The sequence below is a fragment of the Gordonia sp. CPCC 205515 genome (assembly GCF_048537925.1).
In the GTDB taxonomy this organism is placed as follows: Bacteria; Actinomycetota; Actinomycetes; order Mycobacteriales; family Mycobacteriaceae; genus Gordonia.
Window position 1 is genome coordinate 774,059 of record NZ_JBCLVJ010000002.1, and the last position, 18,107, is coordinate 792,165.

The 18,107-nt window shown below is 68.2% G+C and carries 22 protein-coding genes; 20 read left to right on the forward strand and 2 right to left on the reverse strand.

The features are described 5' to 3' along the window. Window positions 1–10: 10 nt before the first annotated feature. Window positions 11–517 carry a LuxR C-terminal-related transcriptional regulator gene (locus AAFP30_RS03925; protein ID WP_419228506.1) on the reverse strand — a complete coding sequence of 169 codons (507 nt, stop codon included), beginning with the start codon at window positions 515–517 and terminating at the stop codon, window positions 11–13. Between the two features lie 229 nt (window positions 518–746). Here AAFP30_RS03925 and nadA point away from each other — a divergent pair, with 229 nt between their 5' ends. Then, window positions 747–1,802 carry a quinolinate synthase NadA gene (nadA, locus tag AAFP30_RS03930; protein WP_419228507.1) on the forward strand — a complete coding sequence of 352 codons (1,056 nt, stop codon included), beginning with the start codon at window positions 747–749 and terminating at the stop codon, window positions 1,800–1,802. Next, window positions 1,795–2,697 (forward strand): carboxylating nicotinate-nucleotide diphosphorylase, encoded by a 903-nt coding sequence (gene nadC / locus AAFP30_RS03935; RefSeq protein ID WP_419228508.1) that lies wholly within the window; start codon window positions 1,795–1,797, stop codon window positions 2,695–2,697. The genes nadA and nadC overlap by 8 nt, the downstream gene beginning before the upstream one ends. A gap of 123 nt (window positions 2,698–2,820) precedes the next feature. Here nadC and AAFP30_RS03940 read toward each other — a convergent pair whose 3' ends face one another. Continuing rightward, window positions 2,821–3,117 (reverse strand): hypothetical protein, encoded by a 297-nt coding sequence (locus tag AAFP30_RS03940; RefSeq protein WP_419228509.1) that lies wholly within the window; start codon window positions 3,115–3,117, stop codon window positions 2,821–2,823. 144 nt (window positions 3,118–3,261) lie between these two features. On the opposite strand from AAFP30_RS03940, the gene AAFP30_RS03945 reads away from it, so the two are divergent. The 18 genes from AAFP30_RS03945 to lgt all read left to right on the forward strand — a co-directional run bounded on the left by AAFP30_RS03945 (window position 3,262) and on the right by lgt (window position 18,030). Then, entirely contained in the window at window positions 3,262–3,498 is a 237-nt protein-coding gene (locus tag AAFP30_RS03945; RefSeq protein WP_419228510.1) for a DUF6364 family protein, read from the forward strand. After that, window positions 3,495–3,914 (forward strand): PIN domain-containing protein, encoded by a 420-nt coding sequence (locus AAFP30_RS03950; protein ID WP_419228511.1) that lies wholly within the window; start codon window positions 3,495–3,497, stop codon window positions 3,912–3,914. The genes AAFP30_RS03945 and AAFP30_RS03950 overlap by 4 nt, the downstream gene beginning before the upstream one ends. Before the next feature lie 119 nt (window positions 3,915–4,033). Then, window positions 4,034–5,362, forward strand: coding sequence for a histidinol dehydrogenase (gene hisD / locus AAFP30_RS03955; protein WP_419228512.1), 1,329 nt, complete (start codon window positions 4,034–4,036; stop codon window positions 5,360–5,362). Then, window positions 5,359–6,522: a histidinol-phosphate transaminase gene (locus AAFP30_RS03960; RefSeq protein ID WP_419228513.1), complete on the forward strand. Its 1,164-nt coding sequence runs from the start codon at window positions 5,359–5,361 to the stop codon at window positions 6,520–6,522. The genes hisD and AAFP30_RS03960 overlap by 4 nt, the downstream gene beginning before the upstream one ends. A 4-nt stretch (window positions 6,523–6,526) precedes the next feature. Continuing rightward, window positions 6,527–7,153 carry an imidazoleglycerol-phosphate dehydratase HisB gene (gene hisB, locus AAFP30_RS03965; RefSeq protein WP_419228514.1) on the forward strand — a complete coding sequence of 209 codons (627 nt, stop codon included), beginning with the start codon at window positions 6,527–6,529 and terminating at the stop codon, window positions 7,151–7,153. Then, the gene (gene hisH, locus AAFP30_RS03970) at window positions 7,153–7,791 is read left to right on the forward strand and encodes an imidazole glycerol phosphate synthase subunit HisH (RefSeq protein ID WP_419228515.1); all 639 of its coding nucleotides are present in this window, start codon (window positions 7,153–7,155) and stop codon (window positions 7,789–7,791) included. Before hisB ends, hisH begins: the two co-directional genes overlap by 1 nt. Then, entirely contained in the window at window positions 7,788–8,072 is a 285-nt protein-coding gene (locus tag AAFP30_RS03975) for a hypothetical protein (RefSeq protein ID WP_419228516.1), read from the forward strand. Before hisH ends, AAFP30_RS03975 begins: the two co-directional genes overlap by 4 nt. Beyond that, entirely contained in the window at window positions 8,065–8,808 is a 744-nt protein-coding gene (gene priA, locus AAFP30_RS03980; RefSeq protein WP_419228517.1) for a bifunctional 1-(5-phosphoribosyl)-5-((5-phosphoribosylamino)methylideneamino)imidazole-4-carboxamide isomerase/phosphoribosylanthranilate isomerase PriA, read from the forward strand. Before AAFP30_RS03975 ends, priA begins: the two co-directional genes overlap by 8 nt. Window positions 8,809–8,818: 10 nt before the next feature. Beyond that, the gene (locus tag AAFP30_RS03985) at window positions 8,819–9,664 is read left to right on the forward strand and encodes an inositol monophosphatase family protein (protein ID WP_419228518.1); all 846 of its coding nucleotides are present in this window, start codon (window positions 8,819–8,821) and stop codon (window positions 9,662–9,664) included. 70 nt (window positions 9,665–9,734) lie between these two features. Then, window positions 9,735–10,535 carry an imidazole glycerol phosphate synthase subunit HisF gene (gene hisF, locus AAFP30_RS03990; RefSeq protein WP_419228519.1) on the forward strand — a complete coding sequence of 267 codons (801 nt, stop codon included), beginning with the start codon at window positions 9,735–9,737 and terminating at the stop codon, window positions 10,533–10,535. Window positions 10,536–10,537: 2 nt separating this feature from the next. Beyond that, entirely contained in the window at window positions 10,538–10,891 is a 354-nt protein-coding gene (hisI, locus tag AAFP30_RS03995; RefSeq protein ID WP_419228520.1) for a phosphoribosyl-AMP cyclohydrolase, read from the forward strand. 55 nt (window positions 10,892–10,946) lie between these two features. Beyond that, window positions 10,947–11,126: a tautomerase family protein gene (locus AAFP30_RS04000; protein WP_419228521.1), complete on the forward strand. Its 180-nt coding sequence runs from the start codon at window positions 10,947–10,949 to the stop codon at window positions 11,124–11,126. Continuing rightward, a complete protein-coding gene (locus AAFP30_RS04005; RefSeq protein WP_419228522.1) occupies window positions 11,123–12,694 on the forward strand; it encodes an anthranilate synthase component I in 1,572 nt (523 codons plus the stop codon). The genes AAFP30_RS04000 and AAFP30_RS04005 overlap by 4 nt, the downstream gene beginning before the upstream one ends. Window positions 12,695–12,783: 89 nt before the next feature. Next, complete coding sequence (locus AAFP30_RS04010; RefSeq protein ID WP_419228671.1) at window positions 12,784–13,497, forward strand: TIGR02234 family membrane protein; 714 nt, start codon at window positions 12,784–12,786, stop codon at window positions 13,495–13,497. An 83-nt stretch (window positions 13,498–13,580) separates the two neighbouring features. Further along, complete coding sequence (gene trpC / locus AAFP30_RS04015; protein WP_419228523.1) at window positions 13,581–14,399, forward strand: indole-3-glycerol phosphate synthase TrpC; 819 nt, start codon at window positions 13,581–13,583, stop codon at window positions 14,397–14,399. 91 nt (window positions 14,400–14,490) lie between these two features. Beyond that, window positions 14,491–15,765 carry a tryptophan synthase subunit beta gene (gene trpB / locus AAFP30_RS04020; protein WP_419228672.1) on the forward strand — a complete coding sequence of 425 codons (1,275 nt, stop codon included), beginning with the start codon at window positions 14,491–14,493 and terminating at the stop codon, window positions 15,763–15,765. Next, window positions 15,762–16,592 (forward strand): tryptophan synthase subunit alpha, encoded by an 831-nt coding sequence (gene trpA, locus AAFP30_RS04025; RefSeq protein WP_419228524.1) that lies wholly within the window; start codon window positions 15,762–15,764, stop codon window positions 16,590–16,592. Before trpB ends, trpA begins: the two co-directional genes overlap by 4 nt. A gap of 19 nt (window positions 16,593–16,611) precedes the next feature. Continuing rightward, the gene (gene lgt, locus AAFP30_RS04030) at window positions 16,612–18,030 is read left to right on the forward strand and encodes a prolipoprotein diacylglyceryl transferase (RefSeq protein ID WP_419228525.1); all 1,419 of its coding nucleotides are present in this window, start codon (window positions 16,612–16,614) and stop codon (window positions 18,028–18,030) included. Window positions 18,031–18,107: the final 77 nt, after the last annotated feature.

Consider the following 18,107-nt stretch of genomic DNA (forward strand, 5'->3'; position numbering starts at 1 on the left):
TTGGCGCAACTCAGAGCTCATCGAGCGACAACAGCTCATCCTGAATGGCCCGCGCCGCGAGTGACGCCTTGGTCCGGGCGCGACGCCCCACCGCGGCATACTTCGCCCGGATGCGGGTGAGGTGGGTGTTCACCGTACCCATTGCGATGTGGAGCTCCTGTGTCACAAGCTCTTTCGAGTCCAGCAACAGCCACGCCCGAAGAACCTCGATCTCGCGGCGGGTGAGATCGGGGCGGGGGAGCGGGGCCGTCGGCGCGGCCGACGGATCCGGCGACATCGGCCCGGGTGCGGGCACGTAGGGCGCGGGATCGTCCGGCCGCACGACGGTGAACCGCGGCGCGGTCCGATCGTGTGGCGGCAGCGGCATCCGCCGACCCGCAAGGTGGGCCAGAGCGGCCTGACGGCGCGCCTCGAGCGAGGTCGGGCCGGCGTGCTGCGGACGGACGTACGCCTGGTGCCGGGTCGCCGCAGCAGACGCGGCGGACGGGTAACTCATGTCGGAGGGAGAGATGGTCATCTCATGCTCGCTATCTGCGTCGGCGGCCGCGAGGCCACGAATGGTTCGGACACCATTGACGCTAGGAATCCGCGGCCGCGAGCGAACGCGTAGTGGACTACTCGAATCGGTCGAGGGAATGACGCAACTGTGAGCGGTGTTACGATGGACAGCGTTTTCGATCATGAGTCGAAAACCTGTCTCGCCGGCACAGCCCGCGCCGCGAGCAACCCGTACACAGGAGTGGCAGATGAGCATCACCAGCGACCGTCCGGCCGTCAGCGACCCGGGCCTCATCGACGCGGTCTGGACCGACGGTCCCGGCGGCTACACCGGCGTGGAACCGACCCAGGAATGGGCCGATGAGGTGCGGCGACTCGCCCGCGCCCGCAACGCGACCCTGCTCGCGCACAACTACCAGCTCCCGGCCATCCAGGACGTCGCCGACCACGTCGGCGACTCGCTGGCCCTGTCGCGGATCGCCGCGGAGGTCGAGTCCGACGAGATCATCTTCTGCGGCGTCCACTTCATGGCCGAGACCGCCAAGATCCTCAGCCCGAAGAAGCGAGTACTCATCCCGGACGAGCGCGCCGGTTGCTCGCTCGCCGACTCCATCACCGCCGATGAACTGCGCGAGTGGAAAGCCGAGTTCCCCGACGCCGTCGTCGTCTCCTACGTGAACACGACCGCCGAGGTCAAGGGCCTGACCGACATCTGCTGCACGTCGTCGAATGCCGTGGACGTGGTCGCTTCCATCGATCCCGACCGCGAAGTGCTGTTCCTGCCGGACCAGTTCCTCGGCGCGCACGTCAAGCGCGAGACCGGCCGCGACAACATCCACATCTGGGCGGGCGAATGCCACGTCCACGCGGGCATCAACGGTGACGAACTGACCGCGCAGGCAAAGTCGCACCCGGACGCCGACCTGTTCATCCACCCCGAGTGCGGGTGCGCCACCTCGGCGCTCTACCTCGCCGGCGAGGGTGCGGTGCCCGAGGACCGCGTCAAGATCCTGTCGACCGGCGGCATGCTCGACGCTGCGCGGGAGACCGGCGCGAAGCAGGTACTCGTCGCGACCGAGATCGGCATGCTGCACCAGCTGCGCAAGGCCGCGCCGGGCGTCGATTTCCAGGCCGTCAACGACCGCGCATCCTGCCCGTACATGAAGATGATCACCCCGGCCGCGCTGCTGCGGTCGCTGCGTGAGGGCCGCGACGAGGTGTTCGTCGCCGACGACGTCGCCGAGCGTGCCCGCAAGAGCGTCGAGCGGATGATCGCCATCGGGAATCCGGGTTCGGGTGAGTGACACCTTCGTCGGGCAGGTAGCCGCGGGCGGTGCTCTGGACCTCGCCATCACCGACGAGGTCCGGGCGCTCATCCGCACGGCCCTCGACGAGGACCTGCGCTACGGTCCCGACGTCACCACCGCGGCCACGGTGCCCGCCGACGCGACCGTCGATGCCGCCATCGTCAGCCGCGCCCACGGTGTCATCGCCGGACTGCCCGTCGCGCTCGCGGTGTTCGACGCGGTGATCGGGGAGGGCGACTATGAGGTCACCTCGGTCGTCGATGACGGCACCCGCATCGCCCCCGGCGATGTCGTGCTCGCCGTCCACGCACCAACCGCGAAGCTGCTCACCGCCGAACGCACCGCGCTGAACCTGCTGTGCCACCTGTCCGGGATCGCCACCGCCACCGCGGCGTGGGTCGATGCCGTCGACGGCACCGGCGCCCAGATCCGGGACTCGCGAAAGACGTTGCCCGGCATGCGGTATCTGCAGAAGTACGCGGTGCGTGCGGGTGGCGGGGTCAACCATCGGATGGGTCTCGGCGACGCCGCGCTGATCAAGGACAACCACGTCGCCGCGGCCGGCTCGGTCAGTGCCGCACTCGAAGCCGTGCGTAAGGCCGCCCCGGAGCTGCCGGTCGAGGTGGAGGTCGACTCGCTCGCCCAGTTCGACGAGGTACTCGCCCTCGGGCCGCAACTCGTCCTGCTCGACAACTTCGAGCCGTGGGAAACCCAGATCGCGGTGCAGCGACGCAACACCCGCTCCCCGGAGACCAAGCTGGAGAGCTCCGGCGGGCTGAGCCTCGAGCAGGCCAACGACTACGCGCGCACCGGTGTCGACTACCTGGCCGTCGGCGCGCTCACGCACAGTGTCACGGTGCTCGATCTGGGGTTGGACATCCCGGCGCCCTAGCCGCCAGCGCCGTAGCCGCCAGCGCCGTAGCCGCCGCCACGCAAACGAGTTCTTCCACCCCCTGCTCGTTCCTCTGTGCCGTGCAGGGGAGCACGAACGGAAAGCGGGAGGACGAACCGGGAACTACCCGTGCAGACGCACCGGGAAAAGCTCCGTCCGCGCGACCACATGGTCCCGTTCGCTCGCGAGCAAGCTCCGCCGTGGGTCGGCGAGGTACGCATCGAGGGCAGCCTGGTCGCGGAACCGAAACAGCTGCACCTCGTGCGGTGTGCCGTCGGCCCCGCCACCGATCGCCCGGCTGACGACGGTGCCGTGGTGATCGGCGACCAGCGCGAGCACGGTGTCCTCATACCTCGCGAGGTCATCCGTCAATCCGGGATTGGCCCAGAGCAGGCAACACAGTTCCAGAGGAGCGGACATGAGGCGCAGCGTAGTCGTAGCGGACATGGGATCGAAGTAGGAATCTTATCCGCGGAAAGACTCCGGGTACGGCGGCGGACGAAGGCGTGCACCCTCACGTATTCGAGAACATAGAATATGTGATCCAGCGCTACACTGGATCACATGGCAAACCGCAACATCACGCTGTCGCTGCCTGAAGAGTTGGTCCGGAAAGCCAAGATCATCGCCGCCGAGCGAGACACATCGGTATCCGCGCTCGTAGCCGAACTGGTCGAGCACTTGGCCGGGGGCGACGAGGACTATGAGCACGCGTGGGACCGCGAGGTTGCGCGAATGGCTTCCAGCGGCATGTCGGTCGGTGACATCACGTGGAGTCGCGACGAACTGCATGAGCGATGAGCGGGGAGTTCGTCGACACCAAGGTTCTGATCTACGCGTACGACAACGGTGGTGACCCCCGCCACGATCGCGCCCTGCAGCTGGTCACCGATCTCGGTCGCAATCGCCAAGGTGTTCTCAGTGTGCAGGTGCTGCAGGAGTTTTACGTGACCGTCACTCGCAAGATCCGGGTGCCCCTCAATTCAACGGCTGCGCAAGGCGCCCTTCGGACATTGAGTCGATGGCCGACGCACTCACCCTTGGCGCCGGATGTGCTCGCCGCCGCCGAGATCGCGGACTCTGCGCAGGTCTCGTTCTGGGACGCGATGATCATCAGGAGTGCTTCTCGCATGGGGTGCAGCGTGCTCTGGAGTGAAGATCTGAACGCCGACCAAGTGATTGCCGGTGTGCGCGTGCAGAACCCTTTCGCAGCCTGAACCCCGCCTCGAGGTCCCGATTCAGGTCTGACCTGTTCCGGGTGAGGAACCGGATTCGAAACCCACTGGCCCCGCCACCTATCCTGGATCCGAAACCCAGCCCCACCCAGGAGACACTCATGCTCGCCCGAACCGACCTGCGCGGTAGCACCCCGACGCTCGCTGAACTGCGTCGTGCGCTGCCCCGCGGTGGCACCGACGTCAATGCCGTGCTCGACACGGTCGCACCGCTGGTCGACGACGTCGCGCATCGGGGAGCCGAGGCGGCCCTGGAGTTCGGGGAGAAGTTCGACGGCGTCAAACCGACCAGCGTCCGCGTGCCGGCCCAGGTCATCGCCGATGCCGCAGCGAAACTCGATCCGGCCGTGGCCGACGCGCTGAAGGAATCCATTACCCGTGCCCGCAAGGTGCACGCCGACCAGCGTCGTGAAACCAGCCGCACCCAGGTCGTCGACGGCGGCGTGGTCAGCGAGAAGTGGATTCCGGTCCGCCGCGTCGGCCTCTACGTACCCGGCGGCAACGCGGTCTACCCGTCGAGCGTCATCATGAACGTCGTCCCCGCACAGGAGGCCGGCGTCGGATCGCTCGTCATCGCCTCCCCGCCGCAGAAGGATTTCGGCGGCTGGCCGCACCCGACCATCCTCGCCGCCTGCTCTCTCCTGGGCGTCGATGAGGTGTGGGCCGTCGGCGGTGCGCAGGGTGTCGCACTGCTGGCCTACGGCGGTGAAGACACCGATGGCGTCACCCTGGACCCGGTTGACCTCATCACCGGCCCCGGCAACATCTACGTCACCGCCGCCAAGCGCCTCTGCCGCAGCGTCGTGGGCATCGACTCCGAGGCCGGTCCTACCGAGATCGCCATCCTCGCCGACGACTCCGCCGACGCGGGCATCCTCGCCTCCGACCTGATCAGCCAGGCCGAGCACGACGTGCTCGCCGCCTCGGTGCTCGTCACCGACAGCGCCGACCTCGCCGACGCCGTCGACACCGCCCTCGACGCCCAGGTCGCCGCGACCAAGCACCGCGAACGGGTCACCACCGCACTGAGTGGCAAACAGTCCGGCATCGTCCTCGTCGACGACCTCGAGGCCGGCCTCGCCGTCGTCGACGCCTACGCCGCCGAACACCTCGAGATCCAGACCCGCGACGCTGCCGCGGTCGCCGACCGCGTGCACAACGCCGGCGCGATCTTCGTCGGTCCGTACGCACCAGTGTCCCTCGGCGACTACTGCGCCGGCTCCAATCACGTTCTGCCGACCTCGGGTTCGGCCCGCTTCGCTTCAGGCCTCTCGGTGCAGACCTTCCTCAAGGGCGTCCACGTCATCGACTACGACGAGGCCGCACTGCGCGAGGTCGCCGACAAGGTCGTCACCCTCGCCGACGCCGAAGACCTTCCGGGACACGGTGATGCGGTCAAGCAGCGATTCGTGAGCGGGGGAGCGAAGTGAGCGCACCCGCCATTCCGGGCGCCGGGAGCGCAGCGAGCGGGCCCAATGTGCCCGGCAAGCAGATCACCGTCGACGACCTTCCCCTTCGCGACAACCTGCGCGGCAAAAGTGCTTACGGCGCACCGCAACTCGAGGTTCCTGTGGTGCTCAACACCAACGAGAACCCGCACCCGCCGTCGCAGGCGTTGATCGACGACGTCGCCGAATCGGCGCGCGCCGCCGCGGCCTCGCTGCACCGCTACCCCGACCGCGACGCCGTCGCCCTGCGCACCGACCTCGCCGACTACCTCACGCGCGCAACCGGAGTCGCGCTCGGTGTGGAAAACGTGTGGGCGGCCAACGGCTCCAACGAGATCCTGCAGCAACTGTTGCAGGCTTTCGGCGGGCCCGGACGGAGTGCGATCGGGTTCGTCCCGTCGTACTCGATGCACCCGATCATCTCGGACGGCACCGACACCACCTGGCTGCAGGCGCCGCGCGCCTCGGATTTCTCCTTGGACATCGGCTACGTCGTCGCCGAGATCACCAACCGGACTCCCGACGTCGTGTTCATCACCTCGCCGAACAATCCGACCGGCGGTTCGATCGGCCTCGACGACCTGCGCCGCATCATCGAGGCCGCGCCCGGCATCGTCATCGTCGACGAGGCCTACGCTGAGTTCTCCGAGCGGCCGAGTGCCGTCGAACTGATCGACGCCTATCCGAGCAAAGTCGTCGTCAGCCGCACCATGAGCAAGGCCTTCGCCTTCGCCGGTGGGCGCCTCGGCTACCTCGCCGCCGCCCCGGCGATCATCGACGCGCTGCTGCTCGTCCGGTTGCCGTACCACCTGTCGGTGCTCACCCAGGCCGCCGCCCGCGCGGCGCTGCGGCACAGCGACGACACCCTCGCCGGCGTCGCGAAGATCGTCGCCGAACGCAAGCGGGTTGCCGCCGAGCTCACCGAGCTGGGTTTCCGCGTCATCGACTCCGACGCCAACTTCCTGCTGTTCGGCACCTTCACCAACGCCCCGGCCTCCTGGCAGCGCTACCTCGACAACGGCGTTCTGATCCGCGACGTCGGCATCCCCGGCCATTTGCGGGTCACCATCGGCCTTGCCGCCGAGAACGACGCCTTCCTCGACGTCAGCCGACAGCTCGCCCCGACAGATCTGGAGAATTGAGCACGTGACCACTGCACGGCAGCCGCGCATCGCCCGCGTGGAACGCACCACCCGCGAATCGTCGATCACCGTCGAACTCAACCTCGACGGCACCGGCGTCACCAACATCAACACGGGCATCGCGTTCTTCGACCACATGCTCACCGCCTTCGGCCAGCACGGCAGCTTCGACCTGACCGTCGAGGCCAAGGGCGACGTCGAGGTCGAGGGACACCACACCATCGAGGACACCGCGATCGTCCTGGGGCAGGCCCTCGGTCAGGCGCTCGGTGACAAGAAGGGCATCCGCAGGTTCGGCGACTGCTTCATCCCGATGGACGAGACCCTCGCGCATGCCTCGGTCGACGTCTCCGGCCGGCCGTACTGCGTGCACACCGGCGAGCCCGACCACCTGCTCACCGCGGTGATCGGCGGCTACCCGGGCGTCCCGTACTCCACGGTCATCAACCGGCACATCTTCGAGGCGCTCGCGATGAACGCGCGCATCGCCCTGCACGTCCGCGTGCTCTACGGCCGCGACCAGCACCACATCACCGAGGCCGAGTTCAAGGCCGTCGCCCGCGCCCTGCGCGCCGCCACCGAGGACGACCCGCGCGTGGCCGGGGTGCCGTCCACCAAGGGCGCCCTGTAGTGGCAACCAAGGTCACGATCCTCGACTACGGCTCGGGCAACCTGCGCTCGGCGCAGCGCGCGCTCGAACGCACCGGCGCCGAGGTCACCGTCACCCACGATCCGGAGGTCGCGGAGAACTGCGACGGCCTCGTGGTGCCCGGGGTGGGGGCTTTCGAAGCCTGCATGGACGGGCTCACCGCGGTCAAGGGCGAGCGGATCATCGGCCGCCGCCTCGCCGGCGGGCGCCCCGTGCTCGGCATCTGCGTCGGCATGCAGATCCTGTTCGAGCGGGGTGTCGAGTTCGGCGTGGAAGCCCAAGGATGCGGCGAGTGGCCGGGTGCGGTCACCCAGCTGAAGGCACCGGTGCTGCCCCACATGGGCTGGAATACCGTTGACGCGCCGCAGGATTCGGTGCTCTTCGCCGGTCTCGACGCCGACACCCGGTTCTACTTCGTGCACTCCTACGCCGCACAGGCCTGGGAGATGGACAACGACGGCTCGCCGTTGAAGGCCGCGAAGCTGACGTGGGCCGAGCACGGCGGACGATTCCTCGCCGCGGTGGAGAACGGTGCGTTGAGCGCCACCCAGTTCCATCCCGAGAAATCCGGAGACGCCGGCGCACATCTGCTGCGCAACTGGGTGGAGTCCCTCACATGAGCAATGATGCTGGGACACCCCACTTTTCGTTCGCCCGACTGGTGACCTTCTCGCTCGGCGCCGGCACTCTGGTGCTGCTGATCTCGATCCCGATCATCCTGGTGCTGGCGCGCTGGACCCCGATCGCCGGCCTCGTCGGCGCGCTGGTCGCCGTGCTGGTGATGATCGGCGTCATCGGGGTCGTCTCCCGCCGCATCATTTCCGCCGCCGAACGCGACATCCTCGCCGCGCAGGCCGAAACCGCAACCACGACAGACAGGAACACCGCCTCCGATGGGTAAGACCCTTGAACTCCTCCCGGCCGTCGACGTCGCCGACGGGCAGGCCGTGCGCCTCGTACAGGGTGCCGCCGGCAGCGAAACCTCGTACGGCTCACCGCGTGACGCGGCCCTCGCCTGGCAGAACGACGGCGCCGAGTGGATCCACCTCGTCGACCTCGACGCCGCCTTCGGTCGCGGTAACAACCGCGAACTGCTCGCCGGCGTCGTCGGCGAACTCGACGTGAAAGTCGAACTGTCCGGCGGAATTCGGGACGACGACTCGCTCGACGCCGCACTTGGCACCGGCTGCACCCGGGTCAACCTCGGCACCGCCGCCCTGGAGAACCCCGAGTGGTGTGCTCGCGCCATCGATCGCTATGGCGACAAGATCGCCGTCGGCCTCGACGTCATCCGCGAAGGCGAGTCGTATCGCCTGCGCGGCCGCGGTTGGGTGACCGACGGCGGCGACCTGTGGGAGGTGCTCGAGCGCCTCGACCGCGACGGCTGCGCCCGCTACGTCGTCACCGACGTCTCCAAGGACGGCACCCTCGCCGGACCCAACCTCGACCTGCTCGCCGAGGTCGCCGCCAAGACCAGTGCACCGATCGTCGCCTCCGGCGGCGTGTCCGCAATCGAGGATCTCGTCGCGATCGCCGGGCTCACCGACCGTGGTGTGGAGGGCGCGATCGTCGGAAAAGCGCTCTACGCCGGGCGATTCACGCTGCCCGAGGCACTCACGGCCGTGTCGGGGGTCTGATCCACACCTCATGACTGCTGCTTCGATCGACTTCCCCCGCCTGCTGCACACCGCGGGCGCCGTTCTCGACGGATGCGTCGACGAGTTCATCGCCGGCCTCGGCGCGCCCAGCGCGGTGACCAAGAGTCCCACCGACTTCGCCACCCAGGTCGACCTCGACCTCGAGCGGCGGATCGTCGCCGAACTCGCCGACGTCACCCAGATCCCGGTACACGGCGAAGAATTCGGCGGGCCACCGGTCGACGAGGGCGTTGTATGGGTGCTCGACCCGATCGACGGCACCTACAACTACTCGACCGGGATGCCGCTCACCGGCATCCTGCTCGGCCTGCTTGTCGACGGCGCACCCACCCTCGGACTCACCTGGCTGCCGCTGCAGAACCGCCGCTACGCAGCACATGTCGACGGCCCGCTGCTCGTCGACGGCAGCCCCGTCGACAACCTTGGCCCCACGCGCCTGGCCACCTCGGTCGTCTCCTACGGCCCGTTCAACGCCGCGCACGGCGGTCGGTATCCGGGCGGCAACCGCGCCGACGTCATCCGGGCCCTGAGTTCGCGGGTCGCGCGGATGCGCATGACCGGCAGCACCGGCGTCGACCTCGCCTATACCGCTCACGGAATCTTCGGTGGCGCAGTTATTTTCGGTCGTCACGCGTGGGACAACGCGGGCGGCGCGGCTCTCGTCCGTGCAGCCGGGGGAGTGGTCACCGACCTCGGCGGCACCCCGTGGACCGTCTCGTCGACGTCCGTCGTGGCCGCCGCGCCCGGCCTGCACGACGAGCTCATGGAGATCATCCAGGACGCATCCGCCGGCGAGTTCGCCACGCGGCCAGAAGAAGTGGGGAATCCGCAATGACCGTCGCCGTACGCGTGATCCCCTGCCTGGGCTGTAACATCGAGACGTCGGGGACAGGGGAGTGTGCAGAATGCCGGTAGCCGTACGTGTCATCCCCTGTCTCGACGTGGATGATGGCCGGGTGGTCAAGGGCGTCAACTTCCAAAACCTGCGCGACGCAGGCGATCCCGTCGAACTCGCGGCCCGCTACGACGCCGAGGGCGCCGACGAACTGACCTTCCTCGACGTCACCGCATCCAGCTCCGGCCGCTCCACGATGATCGAGGTGGTCAAGCGGACGGCCGACCAGATCTTCATTCCACTCACCGTCGGCGGCGGCATCCGCACCGTCGACGACGTGGACACCATGCTGCGCGCCGGCGCCGACAAGGTCAGCGTCAACACCGCCGCCATCGCCCGACCCGAGGTGCTCGCCGAGATGAGCCGCCGGTTCGGCTCGCAGTGCATCGTGCTGTCGGTGGATGCCCGAACCGTGCCCGAAGGTTCGGCACCCACGCCGTCGGGCTGGGAGGTCACCACCCACGGCGGACGTCAGGGCACCGGCATCGACGCCGTCGAATGGGCCAGGCGCGGACAGGAACTCGGTGTCGGGGAGATCCTGCTCAACTCGATGGATGCCGACGGCACCAAGGCCGGCTTCGACCTGCGGATGCTGGCGGCGGTCCGCGGGCAGGTACACGTGCCGGTCATCGCCAGCGGTGGAGCGGGCGCCGTCGACCACTTCGCACCCGCTGTGTCCGCCGGCGCCGACGCCGTACTCGCCGCGTCGGTCTTCCACTTCGGCGAACTCACCATCCCCGAGGTGAAGTCCGCGATGTCGGCCGAGGGCATCGTCGTGCGCACCGAACGCGACACCGAAGCGAGGAGCTGATCGTGGCACTCGACCCCGACATCGCCGCGCGCCTCAAGCGCAACGACGACGGTCTGTTCACCGCCGTCGCCCAGGAACGCGATACCGGCACCGTGCTGATGGTCGCCTGGATGGACGACACCGCCCTTGAACGCACCCTGGACACCCGCCGCGCCACCTACTGGTCGCGGTCCCGGCAGGAGTACTGGGTCAAAGGCGACACCAGCGGCCACACCCAGTACGTGCACGACGTCCGTCTCGACTGCGACGGCGACACCGTGCTGCTCGTCGTCGACCAGGTCGGCGCCGCATGTCACACCGGCAACCACAGCTGTTTCGACACCCCGTCGCTGCCCCTCCGTGGCCGGGAAGAATGACCGCAGCGCGACGGGGGAGAATGAACACACCACACCAGAAAGGCGGGGCTCGTCCATGCCATTGATCCAGATCTCGCAGACCCCGGGGTTGTCCGACGCGGTCAAGCGCGAAACCATCGCCGCGGTCACCGAGGCGTATGCGCGGGCCACCGGCAAGAACCCCGACTCGGTCTGGGTGACCATCACCGAGGTGCCGCGCTCGCAGTGGGGCGTCGGCGGCGAGCCTCTCGGATGAGGGAGGTCGACTCCACCGTGACGGGACCGGCCACCACGACCCTCGCCGACTTCCTCGACCTCGCCGCCGACCACCGCGTCGTGCCGGTGACCCGAAAGGTGCTCGCCGACTCCGAGACCCCGCTGTCGGCCTACCGCAAACTCGCCGGCGACCGCGACGGCACCTTCCTGCTGGAGTCGGCGGAGAACGGTCGCTCCTGGTCGCGGTGGTCCTTCATCGGCGCCAACTCGCCGTCCGCGCTGACCGTCGTCGACGGCGAAGCCCGTTGGTGGGGAGAGGTGCCCAACGGCGCCCCGCAGGGCGGTGATCCCCTGGACGCGCTCGCCGAATCGCTGCGGTTGCTGGCCACCGACCCGTTCCCCGACATGCCGCCGCTCACCGGCGGATTCGTCGGATTCTTCGCCTACGACATGGTGCGACGACTCGAACGGCTCGCCGAGACCACCACCGACGACCTCGGCCTGCCGGACATGATGATGCTGCTGGCCACCGACCTCGCCGCCGTCGATCACCACGAGGGCACCATCACGCTGATCGCCAACGCGGTCAACTGGGACGGATCGTCCGAACGCGCCGAAGCGGCCTACGCCGACGCCGTCGCCCGCCTGGACCGGATGACCGAGGCGCTGGCCGCGCCCGCCCCGTCGACGGTGTCCACCTTCGACCGACCGACCCCCGAGTACGCATCCCAGCGCACGCTGGCCGAATACGGCGAGATCGTGACCACCCTGGTCGGTGACATCGAGGCCGGTGAGGCGTTTCAGGTGGTGCCGTCCCAGCGGTTCGAGATGACCACCGACGCCGACCCGATCGACGTCTACCGCGTGCTGCGCGCCTCCAACCCGAGCCCGTACATGTACCTGCTGCGGATGCCCGCTCTCAACGATGAGAAGGCGTTCACCATCGTCGGCTCGAGCCCCGAGGCGCTGGTCACCGTCACCGATCGGATCGCGACGACCCACCCGATCGCCGGGACCCGCTGGCGCGGCAAGACCGAGGAGGAGGATCAACTCCTCGGCAAAGACCTCATCGAGGACGAAAAAGAAAACGCCGAGCACCTGATGCTCGTCGACCTCGGACGCAACGACCTCGGCCGCGTCTGCCAACCCGGCACGGTCAAGGTCAGCGACTACCGCCACGTCGAGCGCTACAGCCACGTCATGCACCTCGTCTCCACCGTCTCCGGCACCCTGCGCGACGACCGGCAGGCACTCGACGCAGTCACCGCATGCTTCCCGGCCGGCACGCTGACCGGCGCCCCCAAGGTGCGGGCGATGGAGCTCATCGAGGAACACGAACTCACCCGACGTGGCACCTACGGCGGCATCGTCGGCTACCTCGACTTCGCCGGCGACGCCGACACCGCGATCGCGATCCGCACCGCTCTGATGAAGGACGGCAAGGCGTTCGTGCAGGCCGGTGGCGGCGTGGTCGCCGACAGTGAACCCGAATACGAGTACAACGAGGCCCGCAACAAGGCGACCGCGGTGCTCAACGCAGTCGCCGCTGCCGGGACGATGCGCCGCGTGGGCGACGCCACGCAAGCAGAAGCAGGCGAATCCGCGTGATCGAACCCGAGCCGACCCCACCCACCGACCCCACCCCGTCCGGAAAGGGACTGTCGGCCGTGGACCCGGAGGTCGCCACCAAGAAGTTCATGCGTCGCCGGCAGATCATCGCGGCGGTGCTGCTCGCGGTCTCGGCGCTGGCGTTCTGGTCGGCGTCGCGTCTGGTGTGGTGCACGGTCCTGGCCGCCGACGGCCTCGCACCCGCCCGCGACTTCAAGGTCCACGGCTCGGACTGGAGTCCCTGGTTGACCCCGCTCGCGCTGGTACTGCTGGCCGCGATTCTCGCGGCACTCTCGTTGCGCGGCTGGGGTTTACGCCTGATCGCCATCCTCATCGCGGTTGCCGGGGTGGTGGCTGCGATACCCGCGATCTCGCTGCTGACCAGCAGTGCCAACGCCGACTATGCCGCCCGTGCGGCCAACCTGCCCGGCCGCTTCCAGGTCCTGCTGATCACCACCAACCCGTGGGCTGCGGTGGTGGTGCTCGTCGGTTCGGCCTGCGCGGTCGCGGCGGGCGTCTTCCTGATGCGGGTGGCCGGCGGGACGGGCATGTCGTCGAAGTACACCACGCCCGGCGCCCGCCGCGACGAACTCGAACGCCAGATCTTCGCCGAACACGAGCAGCGCAAGAACGCGGCATCGGATGCCGCACCGCCGAGCGGTTCCGGGGAAACCGGCGCACCGGCGAACGAACGCATGATGTGGGACGCGCTGGACACCGGGATCGACCCCACCGCGCCAGACGAGGTTGGGCCAGACGAGATTGGGCCAGACGAGGTTGGGCCCGACGACAAGGACCGCTGAGCCGGTCAACCCCGGGCACGAGCCGCTTCCGGCGCCCGGCTACCCTGGGAACACACGTAACACCGAAAGGGGGCGCACCGGTCGTGACTACGTCGACTGTCCTCGACTCCATCATCGAAGGAGTGAAAGCAGACGTCGCCGCGCGCGAAGCCGTGGTCGACTACGCGGCCGTCAAGGCGGCATCCGCTGCGGCCCCCGCCCCCAAGGATGCGATGGCGGCGCTGCGTCAGCCGGGCATCGGCGTGATCGCCGAAGTCAAGCGCGCCAGCCCGTCCAAGGGTGAACTCGCCAACATCCCGGATCCAGCCGAACTGGCGAGTGCCTATGAGGCCGGCGGGGCGCGCATCATCAGCGTGCTCACCGAACAGCGGCGCTTCCGCGGCTCACTCGACGACCTCGACGCCGTGCGCGCCGCTGTCGACATCCCGGTGCTGCGCAAGGACTTCATCGTTGGGCCGTACCAGATCCACGAGGCCCGGGCGCACGGCGCCGACGTCATCCTGCTGATCGTCGCCGCCCTCGAACAGAACGTGCTCGCCTCGCTGCTCGATCGCACTGAGAGTCTCGGCATGACCGCGCTCGTCGAGGTGCACACCGAGGAAGAGGCCAACCGCGCCTTGGAGGCCGGGGCCTCGGTGGTGGGCGTGAACGCACGCAACCTGAAGACCCTTGAGGTGGACCGTAACTGCTTCTCCCGGATCGCTCCGGGATTGCCCACCAAGGTGATTCGTATTGCCGAGTCCGGGGTGCGCGGCACCGCGGATCTCCTCGCCTACGCCGGTGCCGGTGCGGATGCCGTCCTGGTCGGCGAGGGACTGGTCACCAGTGGCGATCCGCGCGCGGCCGTGTCTGAGCTGGTGACCGCGGGTACTCACCCGTCCTGCCCGAAACCGGTTCGCTGACGGCACTTCTGGGCCGTGCACGTGACCGACGATTACCGATGAGAAGGCCGTGACCGCGAACACCGATCGTCCCGATACCGTCATTCCGCCGATGAGCGTCGGCCTCACCACCCGGACCTCCGTCGAGCCCGACGAGGGTGGACATTTCGGGGTCTACGGCGGTCGGCATGTCCCCGAGGCGCTGATGTCGGTCATCGACGACGTGACCGCCACCTACCTCAAACTCCGCCGCGACGACGAGTACCTCGCCGAACTCGACCGCCTGCAGCGCGAATACACCGGTCGACCCTCGCCGCTCTACGAGGCCACCCGGATGAGCGAATATGCCGGTGGCGCACGACTTTTCCTCAAGCGTGAAGATCTCAACCACACCGGCTCGCACAAGATCAACAACGTTCTCGGTCAGGCGCTGCTCGCCCAGCGAATGGGCAAGACCCGGGTGATCGCGGAAACCGGTGCGGGCCAACACGGTGTCGCCACCGCGACCGCCTGCGCGCTGCTCGGTCAGGAATGCGTCATCTACATGGGTCGCGTCGACACCGACCGACAAGCCCTCAACGTGGCGCGGATGCGTCTGCTGGGCGCCGAGGTCATCGCTGTCGACAATGGTTCGGCCACCCTCAAGGACGCCATCAACGAGGCCATGCGTGACTGGGTCACCAACGCGCACAACACCTATTACTGTTTCGGCACCGCCGCCGGCCCGCACCCGTTCCCGGCGATGGTGCGTGACTTCCAGCGCATCGTCGGTCTCGAGGCACGCGCCCAGATCCTCGACCGGATCGGCCGGCTGCCCGACGCGGTGACCGCCTGCGTCGGTGGCGGGTCCAACGCCATCGGCATCTTCCACCCGTTCATCGACGACACCGAGGTCAAGCTCGTCGGCTACGAGGCTGCCGGTGACGGCGTCGAAACCGGCCGCCACGCAGCCACTTTCACCGGCGGTACCCCCGGCGCGTTCCAGGGTGCGTACTCATACCTGCTGCAGGACGAGGACGGGCAGACCATCGAATCCCATTCGATCTCGGCCGGACTCGACTATCCCGGCGTCGGCCCGGAACACGCCTACCTCAAGGACACCGGCCGCGCCCAGTATCTGCCGATCACCGACACCGAGGCGATGGATGCGCTCGCGCTGCTGAGTCGGCGCGAGGGCATCATCCCGGCGATCGAGTCCGCGCACGCCGTCGCCGGTGCGCTGAAGCTCGGACAGGAACTCGGCGAGGGTGCCGTCATCGTCGTGAGCCTGTCGGGTCGCGGCGACAAGGACGTCGACACTGCCGCCAAGTGGTTCGGTCTGTTCGACAAGCCGCCGTCACAGGATGAGGCGAGTGCCGGCGGCGAGCAGACAGGGGAGACGGTATGAGCGAGGCGACCACGACGACGATCGCCCACACCGCACCGTCGAAGCTCGGCCCGACGTTCGCCGCTTGCCGCGCCGAGGGGCGTAGTGCGCTGATCGGCTACCTGCCCGCCGGCTATCCGACCGTCGACAAGTCGATCGAAACCTTCACCACGATGGTCGAGGCGGGCTGCGACATCATCGAGGTCGGCGTGCCCTACTCCGATCCGGTGATGGACGGCCCGACGATCCAGGAAGCGGCAGATATCGCTCTGGACAACGGCTTTCGGGTCCGCGACACTTTCCGCGCGATCGAGGCGATCACCTCGGCAGGCGGTGCGGCCGTGGTGATGGCCTACTGGAACAACGTGCTCGCCTACGGCGTCGACCGCTTCGCCCGCGACCTCGCCAACGCGGGTGGCGCCGGCATCATCACCCCCAACCTCATCCCGGAGGAGGGCGCCGACTGGCATGCCGCCTCCGACGAGCACGGACTCGACCGCATCTACCTCGTCGCCCCGTCGTCGACCAATGAGCGCCTCGCGATGACCGTCGACGCCTCCCGCGGCTTCATCTATGCCGCCTCGACGATGGGCGTCACCGGCGCCCGCGACGCCGTGTCGGATGCCGCACCGGACCTGTGCGCCCGGGTGCGCGCCCACTCCGACATCCCCATCGGTGTCGGCCTCGGCGTACGCAGCGGCGCCCAGGCCGCCGAGATCGCCGCCTACGCCGACGGGGTCATCGTCGGGTCGGCGCTGGTGAGTGCTGCCAAGGAGAGCAACCAGCGACTCGGTGCCCTGGTCGGGGAACTCGCCGAGGGTGTGCGGTCGGCGATAGCCGCCGATTGAGGGTCGGTAGGGTGGCAGCGTGACGCTGCCGACCTCGACCGTCCTTGCCTACATCCCCAGCCCGCCCCAGGGTGTCTGGTATGTCGGGCCGCTCCCGCTTCGGGCCTACGCGCTATGCATCATCGTCGGCATCATCGTCGCCGTCTGGTGGGGCAACCGCCGGTGGATCGCCCGCGGTGGCCAAGACGGTGAGGTCCTCGATGTCGCGATCTGGGCAGTTCCGTTCGGCCTCATCGGCGGCCGCATCTATCACGTCGCAACCGACTGGCGGACCTACTTCGGCGACGGCCCCAAATCACCGATCGATGCGATCCGCATCTGGGACGGCGGCCTCGGCATCTGGGGTGCGGTCTTCTTCGGCGCACTCGGTGCGTGGATCGGGTGTCGTCGCCACGGCATCAAACTCTCGGCGTTCGGCGACGCCATCGCCCCGCCGATCCTGCTGGCCCAGGCGATCGGCCGTTTCGGCAACTACTTCAACCAAGAACTCTATGGCCGCGAGACGACAGTCCCGTGGGGCCTGAAGATCTATGAACGGGTGGACTCCGCGGGCAACGCCGATCCCGGGGTGATCACCGGCGTCTCCAACGGCAACGTGGTGGCGATCGTGCACCCGACCTTCCTCTACGAGATCCTGTGGAACGTCCTGGTGGTGATACTGCTCGTCGTCATCGACCGGTACTTCCGCATCGGCCACGGACGACTCTTCGCCCTCTACGTCGCCGGGTACTGCGTGGGACGGTTCTTCGTCGAGCTGATGCGCTCCGACCCGGCCACCCACGTCCTCGGTGTCCGCATCAACGTGTTCACCGCAATACTCGTGTTCGCCTGCGCCGCCGCGTACGTCGTCCTCGCGCCGAAGGGACGCGAGCAGGGACTCGAGATGTACCACGACGGGAAGGCCGAAGAGCTCGCCGAGGCCGGGGTGGTCGGCTATATCGATCCCGAGCAGGACTACGACGATTCCGACGTCGAGGGCTTCTACCTCAACGACGACGACCTGAGCGACGATGAGCAGGCCGACGATGACGTACCGCTCGCCGACGATGAATCGCTGCCCACCACGGAGGCGCTGCCCGATGAGGCGGTGCCCGAAGAAGACGAAGAACCCGTCGACGACGAGATCTACGACGACGGCGACTACGGCGACGAGATCCACGACCTCGAGGCCGACGACGAGAGCGAACGCGTCGACCTTGAGGGGCACCACATCGTCGCACCGACGGACGAACCGACTGACGCCGCCGAGCCGAGCCCCAACATCACAAAGGCCGCCGATGTCGAGGACGTGACTGCCGACGAGGGCGCCGTCGACGAGGGTGAGGGCGCTGTCGACGACAACGAGGGCGCTGTCGACGAGGGTGAGGGCGCTGTCGACGAGGACGAGGGCGCTGTCGACGAGGATGACGCCGAGCCCTCGACGCCCAAGGAGTCCTGATCGAAGATCGGTTGCGATATTCATCGCTCAGCGATGAAAACCGCAACCGATTCGCTGCCCACCCCGAACCCGGCCTC